Origin of the sequence: Mycobacterium decipiens (assembly GCF_963853665.1) — a bacterium.
Taxonomy (GTDB): Bacteria; Actinomycetota; Actinomycetes; order Mycobacteriales; family Mycobacteriaceae; genus Mycobacterium; species Mycobacterium decipiens.
This window is the reverse complement of record NZ_OY970459.1, coordinates 2281579-2298590: the sequence shown is the minus strand read 5'-3', so window position 1 is coordinate 2298590 and position 17012 is coordinate 2281579. Positions and strand designations below refer to the sequence as shown.

The 17012-nt window shown below is 64.9% G+C and carries 13 protein-coding genes and 2 pseudogenes; 6 read left to right on the top strand and 9 right to left on the bottom strand.

Annotated elements, in window-relative coordinates; genetic code table 11:
* Positions 1-249: 249 nt before the first annotated feature.
* Positions 250-414 (top strand): annotated as a pseudogene (locus tag AADZ55_RS10370) (PPE domain-containing protein); the annotation flags it as partial.
* Between the two features lie 13 nt (positions 415-427).
* Positions 428-1084: pseudogene (locus AADZ55_RS10365) on the top strand (hypothetical protein); the annotation flags it as partial.
* 50 nt (positions 1085-1134) lie between these two features.
* Here the strand turns inward: AADZ55_RS10365 and dnaE are convergent.
* The 4 genes from dnaE to AADZ55_RS10345 all read right to left on the bottom strand — a co-directional run bounded on the left by dnaE (position 1135) and on the right by AADZ55_RS10345 (position 7127).
* On the bottom strand, positions 1135-4674 hold the full coding sequence (gene dnaE / locus AADZ55_RS10360; RefSeq protein WP_085324724.1) for a DNA polymerase III subunit alpha: 3540 nt from the start codon (positions 4672-4674) through the stop codon (positions 1135-1137).
* 66 nt (positions 4675-4740) lie between these two features.
* On the bottom strand, positions 4741-5172 hold the full coding sequence (locus AADZ55_RS10355) for a type II toxin-antitoxin system Rv0910 family toxin (RefSeq protein ID WP_085324723.1): 432 nt from the start codon (positions 5170-5172) through the stop codon (positions 4741-4743).
* 121 nt (positions 5173-5293) lie between these two features.
* The gene (locus AADZ55_RS10350; protein WP_085324722.1) at positions 5294-6097 is read right to left on the bottom strand and encodes an SDR family NAD(P)-dependent oxidoreductase; all 804 of its coding nucleotides are present in this window, start codon (positions 6095-6097) and stop codon (positions 5294-5296) included.
* 4 nt (positions 6098-6101) lie between these two features.
* Positions 6102-7127 carry an SDR family NAD(P)-dependent oxidoreductase gene (locus AADZ55_RS10345; RefSeq protein ID WP_085324721.1) on the bottom strand — a complete coding sequence of 342 codons (1026 nt, stop codon included), beginning with the start codon at positions 7125-7127 and terminating at the stop codon, positions 6102-6104.
* A gap of 184 nt (positions 7128-7311) precedes the next feature.
* On the opposite strand from AADZ55_RS10345, the gene glbN reads away from it, so the two are divergent.
* On the top strand, positions 7312-7722 hold the full coding sequence (gene glbN / locus AADZ55_RS10340; protein WP_085324720.1) for a group 1 truncated hemoglobin GlbN: 411 nt from the start codon (positions 7312-7314) through the stop codon (positions 7720-7722).
* A 57-nt stretch (positions 7723-7779) separates the two neighbouring features.
* On the top strand, positions 7780-8406 hold the full coding sequence (locus AADZ55_RS10335) for a lysozyme inhibitor LprI family protein (protein WP_085324719.1): 627 nt from the start codon (positions 7780-7782) through the stop codon (positions 8404-8406).
* A 36-nt stretch (positions 8407-8442) separates the two neighbouring features.
* Here AADZ55_RS10335 and AADZ55_RS10330 read toward each other — a convergent pair whose 3' ends face one another.
* Both AADZ55_RS10330 and lspA read right to left on the bottom strand, forming a co-directional pair.
* Positions 8443-9369 (bottom strand): RluA family pseudouridine synthase, encoded by a 927-nt coding sequence (locus AADZ55_RS10330; RefSeq protein ID WP_085324718.1) that lies wholly within the window; start codon positions 9367-9369, stop codon positions 8443-8445.
* The gene (gene lspA, locus AADZ55_RS10325) at positions 9362-9970 is read right to left on the bottom strand and encodes a signal peptidase II (RefSeq protein ID WP_085324717.1); all 609 of its coding nucleotides are present in this window, start codon (positions 9968-9970) and stop codon (positions 9362-9364) included. Before lspA ends, AADZ55_RS10330 begins: the two co-directional genes overlap by 8 nt.
* Before the next feature lie 65 nt (positions 9971-10035).
* On the opposite strand from lspA, the gene AADZ55_RS10320 reads away from it, so the two are divergent.
* Positions 10036-11016 carry an asparaginase gene (locus AADZ55_RS10320; RefSeq protein ID WP_085324829.1) on the top strand — a complete coding sequence of 327 codons (981 nt, stop codon included), beginning with the start codon at positions 10036-10038 and terminating at the stop codon, positions 11014-11016.
* On the opposite strand, the gene AADZ55_RS10315 is transcribed toward AADZ55_RS10320, so the two are convergent.
* Positions 10981-12375 carry a DNA polymerase IV gene (locus tag AADZ55_RS10315; protein ID WP_341286307.1) on the bottom strand — a complete coding sequence of 465 codons (1395 nt, stop codon included), beginning with the start codon at positions 12373-12375 and terminating at the stop codon, positions 10981-10983. The two genes, AADZ55_RS10320 and AADZ55_RS10315, sit on opposite strands and share 36 nt — an antisense overlap.
* A 56-nt stretch (positions 12376-12431) precedes the next feature.
* Here AADZ55_RS10315 and AADZ55_RS10310 point away from each other — a divergent pair, with 56 nt between their 5' ends.
* On the top strand, positions 12432-12998 hold the full coding sequence (locus AADZ55_RS10310; protein ID WP_085326495.1) for a class I SAM-dependent methyltransferase: 567 nt from the start codon (positions 12432-12434) through the stop codon (positions 12996-12998).
* Positions 12999-13006: 8 nt separating this feature from the next.
* On the opposite strand, the gene ileS is transcribed toward AADZ55_RS10310, so the two are convergent.
* Together ileS and AADZ55_RS10300 are read right to left on the bottom strand one after the other, a co-directional pair.
* Positions 13007-16168 (bottom strand): isoleucine--tRNA ligase, encoded by a 3162-nt coding sequence (gene ileS / locus AADZ55_RS10305; RefSeq protein ID WP_085326529.1) that lies wholly within the window; start codon positions 16166-16168, stop codon positions 13007-13009.
* Positions 16169-16545: 377 nt separating this feature from the next.
* Entirely contained in the window at positions 16546-16782 is a 237-nt protein-coding gene (locus AADZ55_RS10300; protein ID WP_085326496.1) for an Rv1535 family protein, read from the bottom strand.
* Between the last annotated feature and the right edge of the window lie 230 nt (positions 16783-17012).

Below are 17012 nucleotides of genomic sequence, written 5' to 3'. Positions count from 1 at the left end.
GCAACCTCAGCAAACCACTGGCTGGCGGATGCCAAGCCGCGCGCTGCCCGTGACTCGCGACACCCGATGGCGGCGATGCGTCGCGCATTGGGAGCGGCGTTGGTCTCGATCGTCACAGCAGCCACAGACGCCTCTCCATTCCTAGACGTTAGACAGATTTGACGTGGGTCCGCCCGAAGCTCCTTCTCTATTCAGAGGATTCGCTGCGGTTGGGCCCGGCGAACGTGGCCCAAGGAGGGGATGATTGTGATGAACTTTTCGGTATTGCCGCCGGAGGTTAACTCCGGGTTGATGTTCGCAGGTGCGGGGCCGGGGCCAATGCCGATGGCGGCGTTGGGGTGGGATGGGCTGGCCGACGACTTGGGTTCGGCAGCGACCTCAATTTCGTCGGTGACCTCGGAATTGGTCGGCGGGCCTTTGGCAGTCCGGCCTAAATATCGGAAATCTAAACCTCGGCGGCGGTAACACCGGGAATTCAAACTTTGGGTTTGGGAACACGGGTAACAATTTTGGCAGTGGCAATATCGGCTTCGGCAACAAAGGTTTTAACAATATTGGCTTCGGGAGCAGCGAGAATAACAACATCGGCTTCGGGCTCACCGGCGATAATCAGATAAATTTCGGTGCCCCAGCACCGGTATCGGCAACTCGGGTGGGCTCAGCACGGGCTGGTTCAACTCGGGCAACGTGAACACCGGCTATTTCAACTCGGTCAATCAACCCGTGGCGAACTCGGGCTGGCTTCATGCGGGCACCAATAACTCGGCTACGCAAACAGCGGCACCTTCAGCTCGGGCTCCGATAACAACGCCCGCGACGAGCACGCCGCCTTTGTCACCGGTAACTCGGGCCTGGCAAACGTAGATAACCACAATGCGGGCATCATCAACGTGGGTGACTATATTTCGGGGTTCAGAAACTCGATGCCCACGGTCACCGGCACGGCCTCGAACTCGGGGCCGTAGGAACGTCAATCTCGGGGTTCTTCAACTTTGGCAGCGTGATGTCGGGCTTCGCCAACTTCGACGACGCGGCCTCGGGGTACCTCCACGGGGACACTCGCATGTCAGGCTGGATCCATTAACGATCAGGCCGCTCGTGGGCGGTTTTGACGTGGTCGGGCGGCGCGCCCCGCTACCCGCCCAAGCACCCGGGGCCGAGCAGTTCCTTCAGGTCCCCCATCAATGCCGGCGACGGCGTTACCCGCAGTGACTGATCGAGCTCCAACGTGGTGATCCGGTCTCCACTGACGAGTCGCAAATGCACCTGGGAGGTGCCCGGGTGGCGTGCCAGCACCTGCTTCAGCGCACTCACCTTGTCGATGGTGCATTGCCGGGTGGGCAAGCTAACCGCCAGCGGCCGATCCACTTGGGCGCTGGAGAAGTCCGGCACCATCAGTTCGTTGGCGATCAACGCGATGCGATCGTCGCGGATCGCCACCTTGGCATTGACCAGTACCACCGCGTCGTCGGCGATGTCGGCGCCGTAGTTCGAATAGGTATGGGGGAAGAACATCACCTCGATGCCGCCGGTCAGGTCTTCCAGTTGCGCTGATGCCCAAGGCATTCCGTTCTTGTTGACGCGCCGGTTCACCGATGCCAGGATGCCACCGACCCGCACCTGGGCATCGTTGGGAACGTCGCCGTCGAGGATCGCCGGGATCGCGGTGTCGACCTGGGCGGAAAGTAGGTGCGCGACCCGGTTGAGTGGATGCCCGGACACGTACAGCCCCAGCATCTCGCGCTCCAGGGCCAGTTTGTGTTTGTCCTCCCACTCGTCGTCTGGCACCTTGATGGTGAACACTGGGTCTCCGCTGCCGCTTCCCGCCTCGCCACCGCCGAACAGGTCGAACTGACCCATCGCCTCGGCCTTCTTGGTGCCCAACACCGAGTCCACTGCGTCGGTATGCACCAGGAAAAGTCCCTTGCGGGCGTGCCCCAGCGAATCGAACGCACCCGCCTTGATCAGCGACTCGGTGACCTTCTTGTTGCAGGCCGAGATGTCGATCTTGTTCAGGTAGTCCGAGAAGTCGGTGAACTTGCCCTTGTCGCCGCGGGTTTGGAGCAACGAGCCCACCACGTTGGCGCCGACGTTGCGCACCGCGCCCAACCCATAGCGGATGTCGGCGCCCACCGATGCGAAGTTCAACCCGGACTCGTTGACATCCGGCGGCAACACGGTGATACCCAGCTTGCGGCAATCGGCCAGATAGACCGCGGCCTTGTCCTTGTCATCGCCGACCGAGGTGAGCAGACCGGCCATGTACTCGGCGGGATAGTTCGCCTTGAGGTAGGCGGTCCAATAGGAGACCATGCCGTAGCCGGCGGCGTGCGACTTGTTGAATGCGTAGTCGGCGAACGGCAGGATGGTGTCCCACAGCGCCTTGATGGCGCCGGCCGAGAACCCGTTGGCTTTCATACCGTCCGAGAAGCCCTCGAACTCCTTCTCCAGCACCTCGCGCTTCTTTTTACCCATCGCCTTGCGCAGGATGTCGGCTCGGGCCAGCGAGTAGCCGGCCACCTTCTGCGCGATGCGCATGATCTGCTCTTGGTAGACGATGAGGCCGTAGGTCTCGGCCAAGATCTCCTCGAGCGGATCGGCCAGCTCCGGGTGAATCGGCCGGATCGCCTGCCGACCGTTCTTGCGGTCGGCGTAGTCGTTGTGTGCGTTCTGGCCCATCGGACCGGGCCGGTAAAGCGCGATGACGGCGACGACGTCTTCGAACCCGGTCGGCTGCATGCGGCGCAGCAGGTCGCGCATCGGCCCGCCGTCGAGCTGGAACACACCCAGGGTGTCGCCACGGCCGAGCAGCTCGTAGGTGGGCCTGTCGTCCAGCGGCGTGGATTCCAGGTCGAGGTCGATCCCCCTGTTGGCCCTGATGTTGTCGATCGCGTCCCCGATGATCGTCAGGTTGCGCAGGCCCAGGAAGTCCATCTTCAGCAGGCCGATGGCCTCGCATGACGGATAGTCCCACCCGGTGATGATGGCGCCATCCTGCTGTCGCTTCCACAACGGGATCGCCTCGGTCAGCGGCTCACTGCTCATGATCACCGCACACGCGTGGACGCCGGCGTTACGGATCAGGCCTTCCAGGCCGCGCGCCGTCTGATAGATGGTGCGTACGTCCGGGTCGGTCTCGATCAGACCGCGAACCTCGGCGGCTTCCTTGTAGCGCTCGTGGTCGGGGTCGGTGATACCCGCAAGCGGAATGTCTTTGGCCATGATGGCTGGCGGCAGCGCCTTGGTGATCCGGTCGGCGATCGCGAATCCCGGCTGCCCGTAGTGGATTCGCGCCGAATCCTTCAGCGCCGCTTTGGTTTTGATGGTGCCGAAGGTGATGACCTGGGCTACCCGGTCGTGGCCCCACTTGTCGGCAGCGTAGCGCACCATCTCACCACGGCGGCGGTCGTCGAAGTCGATGTCGATGTCGGGCATCGACGTGCGTTCCGGGTTGAGGAACCGCTCGAACAGCAAGCCATGCGGAATCGGGTCGATGTCGGTGATGCCCAGGGCGTAGGCCACCAGCGAACCCGCCGCCGAGCCCCGGCCGGGCCCGACCCGGATGCCGACCGACCGCGCGTAGTTGATCAGGTCGGCCACGATCAGGAAATACGACGGGTAGCCCTTGGAACAGATGACGTCGATTTCGTAGGCCGCGCGCGTCGCGTAGCCGTCCGGCGGACCGGCGGAGAATCGACGGCTCAACCCGGCATCCACCTCGTGGCGCAGCCAGGACGCCTGATCGTGCCCGTCGGGCACCGGGAAGACCGGCATCCGGTCGCGCGGTGTCCACACGTCGGCGTAGGACTGCACCCGCTCTGCGATCAGCAACGTGGAGTCGCATGCGCCCGGGACGTCGTCGTCCCAGAGCTGGCGCATTTCGGCCGCCGACTTGAGGTAATAGCCGTCACCATCGAACTTGAACCGATTGGGATCCGACAGCGTCTTGCCGGTTTGCACGCACAACAGCGCCTCGTGGTTGTGGGCGGCGTCGCGGGTTACGTAGTGGCAGTCATTGGTGGCCAGCGGCGGGATGTTGAGCGTTCGGCCGATCTCGAGCAGACCGTCGCGGACCCGACGTTCGATGGTTAGGCCGTGGTCCATCAGCTCCAGGAAGTAGTTGTCCGGGCCAACGATCTCCCGCCACTTGGCCGCGGCCTCAAGCGCCTCGCGACGCTGGCCGAGCCGCAGGCGGGTCTGCACCTCCCCAGACGGGCAGCCGGTGGTGATGATGATGCCCTCGGCGTTCTCGGCGATGAGCTCGGCGTCCATGCGCGACCACTTGCTCAGCTGGCCCTCGAACGAGGCCAGCGAGGACAGCTTGAACAGGTTACGCAGGCCGGTGGCGTTCTCGGCCAGCATCGTCAGGTGCGTGTAGGACCCGCTGCCCGAGACATCGTCGGCCTTCTGGCTGGGATCGCCCCAGGAGATGCGCCGGGTATCAAAACGAGAAGCGGGAGCGATATACGCCTCGACGCCGATGATCGGCTTGATTCCGGCCTTTGTCACCGAGTTGTAAAACTCGCTGGCGCCAAACATGTTTCCGTGATCGGTCATCCCGATCGCGGGCATGCCAAGCCGCTCAACCTCGGCGAGCATGGGGGTAATCTTCGCTGCACCATCGAGCATCGAGTACTCGGTGTGGTTATGCAGGTGCACGAAGGATTGGTTCATAGAGACGCCAGTCTATGACCGAGGACCGACACCGTCGGGCGTGTCGCCAAGTGTGTCTTCAAGCGGCTAGCCGTATAGCTCGACGAACTGCTTGAGCGACTTCTCCACGTCGCCCTTGACGGCACGAGCCGCGGCCGAGCCCACCGGGCCGAAGAGCGCACGCCCACCCAGCTCGAGACGCAGCCCCAGCGCGGACCCGTCCGCTGCGGGCCGCACGGTGAGGGTGACTCCGTACTTTGTTCCGCCCTTCCCAGATCCCTTCATCACGACCTCACGCGGCGGGTCCCACTTGGTCACCGTCCACGTCACCCGGTTGCGCATGCCCTTGGCTCGCGCGACACCCACGATCTGCGTCCCCTCGGTCAGCTCCTCGGGCACCTCACTGCGCCACGCCTCGTGGATCACAAGCCAGTCGCCCAACGCTGACAGATCCGAAACGCGGTCCCACATATCTTGCGGGCTCATCGGGACGTCAGCGGACATCTCAACGGAAGCCATCGCCTGAGCCTAGCCGCGGCGACGATGCGGGCCGGAACGGCCCGAGAAGGAGCGGGGCAATCAAACCCGCCGCGGCGACGATGCGGGCCGGAACGGCCCGAGAAGGAGCGGGGCAAAACGCTCAGCGACTGGGCCCGCCGCGCAGTCGGTTGCCGATCCGGATCGCCGGCAGCAGCAGGCTGCGCGGAGCGAACCTGCCGCCGGTGCTGACGAACTTGGGCACGATGCCGGGCACCACGGTGCGCTTACCCGCGAGCATCCCCTCGATCGCGGCTTGGGCGACGTCGTGCGGCGAAACTTGCGCGAAGGGAACGCTGAACCTCTCGGCACTGGCGATCTCAGCCCACTCGGTGGGTACCGGGCCCGGACATAGGGCAGTCACCGACACACCCGTTCCGTGCAGCTCCTCCTGCACGGCCTCGGAGAACGTCAGCACAAATGCCTTGGTGGCCGAATACACCGCCATATAGGGAAGCGGCTGGAAGCCCGCGATCGAGGCGATGTTCAGCACCGCGCCGGCGCCGCGCTTGACCATCCCGGGTAGCGCCGCATGGGTGAGTTCCATCAGCGCCAGCGCATTGAGGGTGACTTCCTCGCTTTCGCGTTCGAACGGCAGCTCGTGGAAACGCCCGCTGGTGCCGAAACCGGCGCTGTTGCACAAACCGGCAATCGAGTCGGTACGCAAGCGATCGGCCAACTGTGCCCTCGCTTGGGTATCGGCAAGGTCGAGTGGCAAGACCTCGACCCCGACGGAGTGTTCCCGGCGCAACTGATCGGCCAGCTCATCGAGGCGCTCGCGGCGCCGCGCTACCAGCATCAGGGGGAAGCCACGGCCGGCCAGGCCGTGAGCCAATTCGACACCGATGCCAGAGGAGGCGCCGGTGATCACAACGGTAGTCTGATTGTTCGGTTTCGGAAGGCTCACGATGTCACCAATGTATCCCTCGGGTGGCCCGCACAAACGTTTCGCTCCGCTTGTCGAGACCGGATGTGTCGGTTTGGGATTCGCTTCCCCTGGCTGCGGACGAGTCGCCGAACATGTTGAAGGCACGGTTACGTACCCGGTCCATCACCGCGGGGTTGACGGCGTCGGCAACGGCTGCGAACTGTCCGAACGGTGAGCTCGCCCGGCGGGGCCGATGCACGATGGCATCGGTGATCACACCGGCCGCCTGCTCCGGCGTCAGCGTGGGGAATTTGTCGTAGATCGTGGTCGGGCTGATCATCGGCGTCCGGACCAACGCCATGTGCACGGTGGTGAATCGGACGTTGTCGTGCACCGTCTCGGCTTGCAGCGCGTCGCACAGGCTGTCCAGCGCTGCCTTGCTGGCGATATAGGCGCCGAAGCGTGGCGCGCGCGTCTGTACGCCGACCGACGAAACGTTGACGATGTGCCCGAACCGGCGGTCCCGCATCCCGGGGATGAACTTGAGGATCAGCTGTACCGCACCGAGGTAGTTCAATTGCATCGTCCGCTGGTAGTCGTGGATCCGGTCATAGGACAACTCCAACGACCGCCGAATTGACCGGCCCGCGTTGTTGATCAATATGTCGACGCCGCCTAGATCGGCGAGCACCTGGTCGGCCATCGCGGCAATGGCGTCGATGTCGGATAGATCGCATGGGTACACGTGGGCGGCACCACCATCGCCTCGGATCGCCCGTATGTCGTCGGCGACCTTTTCGAGGTTTTCCAGGGTGCGCGCGACCAACACCACCGTGCCGCCCGCCTCGGCAATTTTGTTCGCGGCGGCCGCACCGATGCCTGACGACCCGCCCGTAATGAGCACGACCTTGCCGTCCACCGCGTCGCTGAGTTTGCGGCCCTGCACCGCATCGAGCAGGTTCCTCAAATAGAAGGGCCGATATCGCCCGGCCGAGTTCGGGGTGTTGACGATGTTGGACACCGCCGCGAGCGGCTTCTCGACGAGGTTCGTTAGGTCACCAAGATTCATCGTTCGTAGCTCCTGATGGCGGTGTGGAGTGATGCGACACGGGTCATGCAGCCAAACCTACTAGGACATGAGCCAATGAAGAGATGCCGCGCACCGGTTGCCGGCAATCGGCGTGTTACAGCTGATAATCCCAGCGTGATCACGCCCTAACGGGCAGGCAACGCTCGCATGTTCCCCTGACACGATGCGACTACTGTCCCGCTTGCGCAAACGTGAGCCGATCAGCATCTACGACAAGATCGGCGGACACGAGGCGATCGAAGTCGTCGTCGAGGACTTCTATGTCCGTGTACTTGCCGATGACCACCTGTCAGCCTTCTTCAGCGGCACGAACATGAGCCGCCTCAAGGGCAAACAGGCGGAGTTCTTTGCCGCCGCCCTCGGTGGGCCCGAACCCTACACGGGTGCGCCGATGAAGCAGGTCCACCAGGGACGCGGAATCACGATGCAGCACTTCAGCCTGGTCGCCGGGCACCTGGCCGACGCGCTAACCGCGGCCGGCGTCGACGCCGAGACGGTCACAGAAATTCTCGGCGTCATCGCGCCGCTGGCGGTCGACGTCGCATCGGGCGAGAGCACCACGGCACCAGTTTGAGCCCCCCCGTGGGCGTGTCGCACTCGGCATCGACCCGGTAGCCGGTAGTCAGCTTCTATGAGACTGATCGCCGTCCTCGTGACCGCCACAGTTCTGAGCGCCTGCGCGTCAAAGACGACGCAGCCGGAGCTCGGTCCGTCCCCGCCGCCCAGCACAACCTCGCTGACCGCCGGGCCCTCGCCGGACTGCGCCAAACCCGCAACCACAATCCAGCAACTGGTTTGTGACGACCCGCACTTGACCGACCTGGACCACCGGCTGCAGGCCGCCTACCAACACGCACTGGCACGTCCCGGTGCGGACACGGCGGCGCTGGCAGCCGGTCAACACGGCTGGACGACACAACGTGATGCATGCACGCAAAACACCGATCCGCGCACCTGCGTACGGGAGGCCTACCAGACCCGGCTGGTCCAATTGGCGATCGCCGATCCCGCCACCATGACTCCACCGGTCATCACCTACCGGTGTCCCGCGGAGGACAGCCCGTTGACCGCACAGTTCTATAACCAATTCGAGCCGAAGACGGCCGTGCTCAATTGGAAAGGCGACCAGGTGATCCTATTCGTCGAGCTGTCCGGCAGTGGCGCCCGGTACGGTCGCCAGGGCGTTGAATACTGGGAACACCAGGGTGAGGTGCGACTCGATTTCAACGGCACCAAGTTCGTCTGCAGCACCTCGTGACGGCGCTCGAAGCACGACGAACCGACGACTGCGTCGTCAACCCTCGTCGCGCAATATCTCCAGCGCGTGCTTTAGATCGGGCGGATACGGGCTGACGATCTCCACCCGCCGACCGTCGGCCGGATGGGCGAACGCCAGTGAACGCGCGTGCAGCCATTGACGTTTTAAGCCGAGCCGTTTCGCTAGCTTGGGATCAGCTCCATAAACGAGGTCGCCACAACATGGGTGATGCAACGCCGCGAAGTGCACCCGGATCTGATGGGTGCGGCCGGTTTCCAGATGCACGTCGAGCAGGCTGGCTGCTACGAAGGCTTCCAGCGTGTCATAGTGCGTGAGGCTGTGCCGGCCGTTCTTGGTGACCGCGAACTTCCATTCATGACCGCGGTGACGACCGATCGGTGCGTCGATCGTCCCGCTGGACGGATCCGGATGTCCTTGCACCAGCGCGTGGTACCGCTTGTCCACCATGCGTTGTTTGAACGCCCGCTTGAGCACCGTGTACGCCCGCTCGGAGATCGCCACCACCATCACCCCGGAGGTGCCGACGTCGAGGCGATGCACGATGCCCTGCCGCTCGTGCACACCCGACGTGGTGATCCGGTACCCGGCGGCGGCCAGTCCGCCCAGCACCGTGGGCCCGGTCCAGCCCACCGACGCATGCGCGGCCACCGCAGCCGGCTTGTCGACCGCGACGATGTCCTCGTCGGAATACAGAATCGTCATCCCCTCGATGTCGACGGGCGTGTTCTGCGGCGGCGCGGGCTGCTCGGGCAACCGCACCTGCAACAAGGCGCCGGAGGTGAGCCGATCGGACTTTCCGGCCTGCACACCGTCCAGCTCGACCGCGCCGTCTTCGGCGAGGGTAGCCGCAGCGGTACGGGACAGTCCCAACAGGCGAGCAAGCCCGGTGTCAACACGCATGCCCGCCAATCCATCCGGGACGGGCATTGAGCGGTCAGTCATCGGCGTGCCGCCGACGTACCGTGTCCCCGTCGGCGCGCCGCCGACCTACCGTGTCGAAGTCGAAGCCGAAGATCGACAGGATGACCAGCAGGATGGCGCCACCCACTACCGATGGGTCGGCGACGTTGAACACCGGCCACCAACCGACCGACAAGAAGTCCACCACATGCCCGCGCAGCGGCCCGGGCGCCCGGAAGAAGCGATCAACCAGGTTGCCCATCGCACCGCCCAGAATCATCCCGAGGCCCAACGCCCACCACGGCGACACCAGCCGCCGGCCCATCCAGAAGATGCCCACCACGACACCCGTCGCGATCAGTGTCAGAACCCAGGTGTATCCGGTCGCCATCGAGAACGCCGCCCCCGAATTGCGCACCAGAGTCCAGGTGACCGTGTCGCCGATGATCGACACCGGCTGGCCTGGCGGCAGCAGTTTGACGGCTATCACCTTGCTGACTATGTCGAGTACGAGCACCACCGCAGCCACCGACAACAACATGCGCAGCCGCCGCGGCGGGGTGGGAGCCTCGGGTTTCCCCGCCTCCCCGGCTTCCCCGGTTGAGGTCAGCGGATCAACCGATCCCGTCGGTTCGTCAGGCACTCCACCATCATCCCTCAGGGCCAACCGCTATGACCGACGCGGCCCGACCAGACCCCCGCAACCGGATGGGAGCAATCCACGTGCGGAATGATGCCCGCATGGCTCGCGTCACCGTCATCACCACCGGAGGGACAATCTCGACCACCGCAGGCCCCGATGGGGTACTGCGGCCAACCCAGTGCGGGGCGGCGCTGATCGCAGGCCTCGACATCGACCTGGACATCGAAATAGTCGACCTGATGGCGCATGACAGCTCAAAGCTGACGCCCGCCGATTGGGATCGGATGGGCGCTTCGATCCAAGCCGCGATCCGCGACGGCGCAGACGGGGTGGTCATCACTCACGGCACCGACACGCTCGAAGAGACCGCACTGTGGCTGGACCTCACCTATGCGGGTAGCGCCCCGGTCGTGGTGACCGGGGCCTTGCTCAGTGCCGACGCCTCCGACGCCGATGGTCCGGCCAACCTGCGCGACGCGCTGGCGCTGGCGGCCGACCCGGCCGCCCGCGACCTTGGGGTGCTGGTGAGTTTCGGCGGCCGGGTGTTGCAGCCGTTGGGCCTACGCAAGGTGGCCAATCCGGACCTGAGCGGATTCGCCGGGGAGTCGCTTGGTGTTACCCCGGCCGGCGTGCGGCTTACGCACACCAAACCGCGGCCATATCTCGGCGATCTCAGCGCCGCCACGGCGCCACGCGTCGACATCGTCGCGGTCTATCCGGGAAGTGACTCGGTGGCGATGGACGCCTGTGTGGCGGCCGGCGCGCGCGCCGTGGTATTGGAGGCGCTGGGCTCGGGCAACGCCGGGGCAGCCGTGATCGACGGGGTCCGTCGACACTGTCGGGATGGACACGACCCGGTGGTTGTCGCGGTGTCTAGCCGGGTCGCCGGCGCGCGGGTCGGCGCAGGCTACGGGCCCGGGCACGACCTGGTGGATGCCGGCGCGGTGATGGTACCGCGACTGCCGCCGTCCCAGGCCCGGGTGCTGCTGATGGCCGCGCTGGCGGCGAACTCACCGGTCGCCGACGTCATCGACCGTTGGGGGTGAGGGGCCAGCCAACTCCTCGACCGGCAACTGGCCGATGTAGTCCGGCCAGTCCAAGCTGTCTACCGGGTTAGCGGTGGCGATGTCGCCGGTATCGACGGGGAACGTCCGCGCCGGGCCCGGGCCTGAACCACGCGTCTCGAACCGCACGGTCACCACGCCGTGGCCCGCGCCCTGCACCCAGCCGTGCCCGAGATCGGGGTGGGCGACATCGTCGCCCACCCGCCACGCCGACGTGTCGGGTGCGGCCAGCGGCGCGGCTCCCGGTGTTTCGAAGGACTGATGCGCCTGCGACGTCTCCGGCGTCAGGTCGAAGTCCGGAAACAGTGACTCCTGGCGCACCTCGCTCAAACCGGAAAACCCAACGCCCAGAAGACGAATGGGCCCGATCTGATGTGGGTCCAGCAGCAGCCGCCGGGCCACCGCAACCAATGCGCCGGCCTCGGTCGTCGGGTAGGGCATGGTCGCCGAGCGGGTCAGTGTGCTCATGTCCGATTTCTTCAACTTCACCGTGACGGTGCGGGCGCCGCGGCCGTCGCGCACCAGACGTTGGTGAGCGTGCTCAGCGATGGGGTCGATCGCTTCGCGCAATTGCTCGATGGTGGTCAGATCGACGGCGAACGTGGACTCGGCGCTGATTTGCTTGGCTTCGGCACGCTCTGCGACCGGTCGGTCGTCGATACCGCGGGCCAGCCGGTGCAGCGCGGGACCAATCGTAGCGCCCAGGATGTTGGCCGCCTCGGCGTCGCTCAACGCGGCCAGCTGGCCGATCGTCTCAATGCCGAGCCTATGCAGCTTTTCCTCGGCCACCGGGCCGATACCCCACAGCCGCCGCACCGGCAACCCGCTGAGCAGCGCTTCCTCTTCGGCGCGCCGGACCACCCGAATGCCGTCGGGTTTGGCCAGGCCGGACGCGATCTTGGCGATCTGTTTGCCCGAGCCCGCGCCGACCGAGGCGATCAAGCCGGTCTCGTCGCGCACCCGCCTCCGCAAGCGCTCGCAGAACGTCTCGACATCCTCGGCCGATGCCCCGGCAAGTTGTGGCGGCTCTCCGAACGCCTCGTCGAAAGACAGCTGCTCGACGACGGGCACCAGTCCGCGTACGGTGTCGAACACCCGGCGGCTCGCGATCCCATAGACCACACCGCGCGGCGGCAACACGACCGCCGTCACGCCGATCAGCCTGCGGGCCTGATGCATCGGCATGGCCGATCGGGCGCCGAACACCCGCGCTTCATAGCTCGCGCCGGCCACCACGCCCCGCCCGCCCAGCCCGCCAACCAGCACCGGCCGCCCCCGTAGGGTCGGTCGGGTGAGCTGTTCGACCGAGGCAAAGAACGCGTCCATGTCCAGGTGCAGCACCCAGCGGGACTCCACATCCGTGATGCTATTTGGGGCTACTGCGCTACGTTTTCCCTATGGCGATGAACCTTTGTCACAGATGGTGCTGCAGCTCGAAGCGCTGGGCGAAGGAGGTCGAGAGCCAACTGCTGCCGTGGGTGCTCGCCGATGTGGATCTGGGCGACAACGCCCTCGAGATCGGGCCGGGGTACGGCGCAAATCTGCGGGTACTGGTGAAGGCAACACCCAAGCTCACTGCGGTTGAGATCGACACGCCGATGGCACAACGCCTGCAGGGGTTGTATGGGGATCGCGCGCGCATCATCAACGGCGACGGCACCGACACCGGATTGCCGGCCGACGAGTTCAGCTCCGTGGTCTGCTTCACGATGGCCCACCACATCCCAACGGCAGAGCTACAGGACCGGCTGTTCGCTGAGGCGTTCCGAGTGCTTCGCCCCGGTGGCGTCTTCGCCGGCAGCGACGGCGTGCCATCGGTGATGTTCCGGATCCTGCATTTCCGCGACACCTGCAACCCACTCGCGCCCGAGGGCCTGCCGGATCGCCTCCGCGCAGCGGGATTCCACGATGTTGAGGTTGAGGTGCGCGGCGATCGGCAGCGCTGGCGCGCAGCCAAGCCCTAGCCCGCAGCTCAGGTTTTCGCGATACTCACCCGCACGCCGTCACCGATGTCCACACCCTCCGCGGGTTCGGCGAATTCGAAGCTGGTGGCGAGGATTTCGCCGGCGATGAGGTCGCGGTGGGTGCGCGCCCAGTCTTCGCGGTCAACAGGCACCGACATCACCACGCGGATGCGATCGGTTACATCCAGCCCGGTCGACTTACGCAGCTCCTGCAGTTCGCGGATGCGATCCTTGGCCCAGCCCTCGGCTTCGAGTTCAGGGGTCACCGTGCCGTCGAGAACAACCAGTCCGGCCCCATCGGGCAACGCCGCGGTGAACTCCGGGTCGGCGGCCACCAGCCGGGAGCTGAACTCGTCGGGCGCCAGCACCGCGGGGCCCACCGACAAGGTGCCGTCCGGGTTGACGACGCCTTCGCCGGCCTTGACCGCCTTGATGGCGCCCTGCACATCCTTGCCCAGCCGCGGCCCGGCCACCCGGGCGTTGACGGCGAGCTCGAATCGCCCATAGGCGTCAATCGCATCGGTCAGTTCGACCTGCTTGACGTTGAGCTCGTCGCCGATCAGGTCGGTGAATGGCTTCAACCGTTGTGGGTTGTCCACTGCCACAGTGAGCTTCGGCAAGGGCAGCCGCACCCGCAGCTTTTTGGCCTTGCGCAGCGACGATGCGGCCGAGCAGACATCTCGTACCTGGTCCATCGCGGCGACCAGGTCGGCATCCGATGGCAGCAGGTCGGACTTTGGCCAGTCCGTCAGGTGCACCGAGCGCTCGCGCGTGAGACCGCGCCAGATCATCTCGGTGATCAGCGGAAGCAGCGGGGCGGCCAGCCGCGTAGTCACCTCCAGCACCGTGTGCAGGGTGTCTATCGCATCGGCGTCTTCCTCCCAGAACCGCGAACGCGAACGTCGCACATACCAATTCGTCAATGCCTCGGTGAACTGGCGCAACTGCTCGCAGGCACCAGGGATGTCGTAGATCTCCATGGACGCGCTGATGTCATCGCGTAGCACGGCCAGCTTGGCCAGGATGTAGCGATCCAGCACATGCGTCGAATCGACGCGCCAGGTACCGACTTTCGGAGCGTAGAGAGCCAGGAAGCTGTAGGCGTTCCAGAGTGGCAGCAGGACTTGCCGCACACCGTCGCGAATTCCCTGTTCGGTGACGATCAGGTTGCCGCCGCGCAGGATCGGCGAGGCCATCAGAAACCATCGCATGGCGTCGGAGCCGTCACGATCGAACACCTCTGTCACATCCGGATAGTTGCGCAGCGACTTGCTCATCTTCTGGCCATCGAAACCAAGGACAATCCCGTGCGCCACACAGGTTTTGAATGCCGGCCGGTCGAAGAGCGCAGTGGCCAGCACATGCAGTGTGTAAAACCAGCCACGGGTCTGTCCGATGTACTCGACGATGAAATCGCCGGGATAATGCGCGTCGACCTGCTTGTCGGGGCTCCCGCGATGGGCCCCGTCGAACCAATCCGCATTCTCGAACGGGTAGTGCACCTGCGCGTACGGCATGGAGCCCGAGTCGAACCACACGTCGAGCACATCCGGTATGCGCCGCATCGTGCTACGCCCGGTGGGATCGTCGGGGTTGGGCCGAGTGAGCTCATCGATGTAGGGCCGGTGCAAATTGGTCGGGCGAACGTCGAAGTCACGCTCCAGCTCGTCCAAGCTGCCGTACACGTCGATGCGCGGGTAGTCCGGGTCGTCAGACTTCCACACCGGAATCGGCGTGCCCCAGTAGCGGTTCCGGGAGATCGACCAATCCCGGGCGCCCTGCAGCCACTTCCCGAACTGACCGTTCTTGACGTGTTCGGGATACCAGGCGATCTGCTGGTTCAGTTCCACCATGCGGTCACGGAACTTGGTGACGGCGACGAACCACGACGACACGGCCCGGTAGATCAGCGGGTTGCGGCATCGCCAGCAGTGCGGGTAGGGGTGCTCGTAGGTTTCGTGGCGGATCAACACAGGGCCGTTCACCGCAGCTGGGCCGCTTGCGGTCTTCAGGTCCCGGACGATCTGCGTGTTGGCGTCAAAGACATGTTGCCCTTGGTAATCGGGAACGGTGACGTCGAAGCAGCCCTTGGAATCGACCGGAGTGACCGGCACGATTCCGACCGCCTCCGCGACCACCATGTCGTCCTCGCCGTAGGCCGGCGCCATATGCACAATGCCGGTGCCGTCCTCGGTCGTCACAAAGTCGCCGGCCAGCACCTGAAAAGCGTTGGGCGAGTCCATAAAATACGCAAATGGGGGCAAGTAGCGGGTGCCCAATAGTTCGGAGCCGGGGTAGCTGCCGAGCACCTCGGGCTCCTCACCAAGCTCGCGGGCGTAGGCGCTCAACCGTGCTTCGGCCAGCACGAAACGACGATCGCCCGCTCCGACCAGTACGTAAGTGACGTCCGGGCTTACGGCAACCGCGAGGTTCGACGGCAGGGTCCACGGAGTCGTCGTCCATACCAGCAGATAGGCGCCATCCAGCGGGTTGTCCGGTGTGCGGCCCACCACCTTGAATCCCACTGTGACCGCGGGATCTTGGCGACTTTGGTAGACGTCGTCATCCATTCGCAGTTCGTGATTGGACAGCGGAGTTTCATCACGCCAGCAGTAGGGCAGCACCCGGTAGCCCTCGTACACCAGGCCCTTGTCCCACAGCTGTTTGAATGCCCAGACCACCGACTCCATGTAGGACAGATCGAGCGTCTTGTAATCGTTGTCGAAGTCGACCCAGCGGGCCTGGCGGGTCACATACGCCTGCCATTCGTCGGTGTAGCGCAACACCGATGCCCGGCAGGCGTCGTTAAACGCCACGATGCCCATGACCTCGATCTGGGATTTGTCGGTGATGCCCAGCTGACGCTCGACTTCGAGTTCGGCGGGCAGCCCATGAGTGTCCCAGCCGAAGCGACGCTCGACTTGGTAACCGCACATGGTGCGGTATCGCGGCACGATGTCCTTGACGTAGCCGGTGAGCAGGTGCCCGTAGTGCGGCAAGCCGTTGGCAAACGGGGGCCCGTCGTAGAACACGTACTCGGGGGCACCGTCGCGCCGGGCGATGCTGGCCCGGAAGGTGTCGTCGTGGGCCCAATAGTCAAGGATCTCGAGCTCGAGTGCCGGAAAGTCGGGTGCCCCGCCGGCGAGTTTCGGATATGCGTTATTGGTCACTTTGCGCGTCGTCTCCCTATGCCCCAGCACCGTTCGGCACTGCGTGCCCGTGATCCAGGCCGGGGACGACGCCACGCTGGTGCGCGTGCGCCGCGGTACCACCCCGCTTGCCACGCTCACGCGTGGCCGCTCAACTCAGGCTGTGACGGGCCAACCCGTTCGGTTCTACTGGGCCAGACTGGCTGTTCTTCCGAAGGCTCCCCGGTGATGGCCGGATCGATGCCGTTGCCCTGATTCTACGGGGCTGCTACTGAAGCTCCGCAAATCCTCAACGCCGCGCCAACCGGCTCCGAGGGGCTACCTGGCCACAGGACGCGCCTGCAGTCGGGTAGCCCCTCGGGTCCGTGTATTGCTCATAAGCCATGGGACGAACCTACTTAGGCCTGGACTTCGAGCAGCCCGACGCGCCACAGCGCGGCGTACAGGTGCCGCAGCGGAATGCTCAGCAAACGGGCCGCCCCGTCGACCAGCGGGTCACCTCCAGCGCCGAAAGGCAGCGCGTCGCCCCGGCGAGCAACCTTCTTTGGCGCGGGGATCGGGGATACATCCCGCACTACTTGCAGCTTGGGGGCGGGGGCTACGGTTACGACTTCGTCGTACAGTGCAGCGGTCATTATCGCCTCCTAGACGGAATTGGAAAACGAGGACTGAAACCAAACCAGAACATATGAACTAAAACCGAATTAGTTCCGTCCCGTAGCGGTTCCGATCCAAGAAGGCTGACCTGGTATTGACGACTCAGCTGAGAGCGTCGGAGGAGAAACCGGATCGGGACGAAACAAAGCCCGGATATCGACCCGGACTGTCACCGGAACTCATGCGTCCCTCACCTCCTCACGGCCAC

Excerpts from the sequence above, each read along its gene's own strand:
- dnaE (WP_085324724.1), bottom strand. The coding sequence starts at position 4,674 with ATGAACCAATCCTTCGTGCACCTGCATAACCACACCGAGTACTCGATG.
- AADZ55_RS10355 (WP_085324723.1), bottom strand. The coding sequence starts at position 5,172 with ATGGCTTCCGTTGAGATGTCCGCTGACGTCCCGATGAGCCCGCAAGAT.
- AADZ55_RS10345 (WP_085324721.1), bottom strand. The coding sequence starts at position 7,127 with ATGAATCTTGGTGACCTAACGAACCTCGTCGAGAAGCCGCTCGCGGCG.
- glbN (WP_085324720.1), top strand. The coding sequence starts at position 7,312 with ATGCGACTACTGTCCCGCTTGCGCAAACGTGAGCCGATCAGCATCTAC.
- AADZ55_RS10335 (WP_085324719.1), top strand. The coding sequence starts at position 7,780 with ATGAGACTGATCGCCGTCCTCGTGACCGCCACAGTTCTGAGCGCCTGC.
- AADZ55_RS10330 (WP_085324718.1), bottom strand. The coding sequence starts at position 9,369 with ATGACTGACCGCTCAATGCCCGTCCCGGATGGATTGGCGGGCATGCGT.
- AADZ55_RS10320 (WP_085324829.1), top strand. The coding sequence starts at position 10,036 with ATGGGAGCAATCCACGTGCGGAATGATGCCCGCATGGCTCGCGTCACC.
- AADZ55_RS10310 (WP_085326495.1), top strand. The coding sequence starts at position 12,432 with ATGGCGATGAACCTTTGTCACAGATGGTGCTGCAGCTCGAAGCGCTGG.
- AADZ55_RS10300 (WP_085326496.1), bottom strand. The coding sequence starts at position 16,782 with ATGACCGCTGCACTGTACGACGAAGTCGTAACCGTAGCCCCCGCCCCC.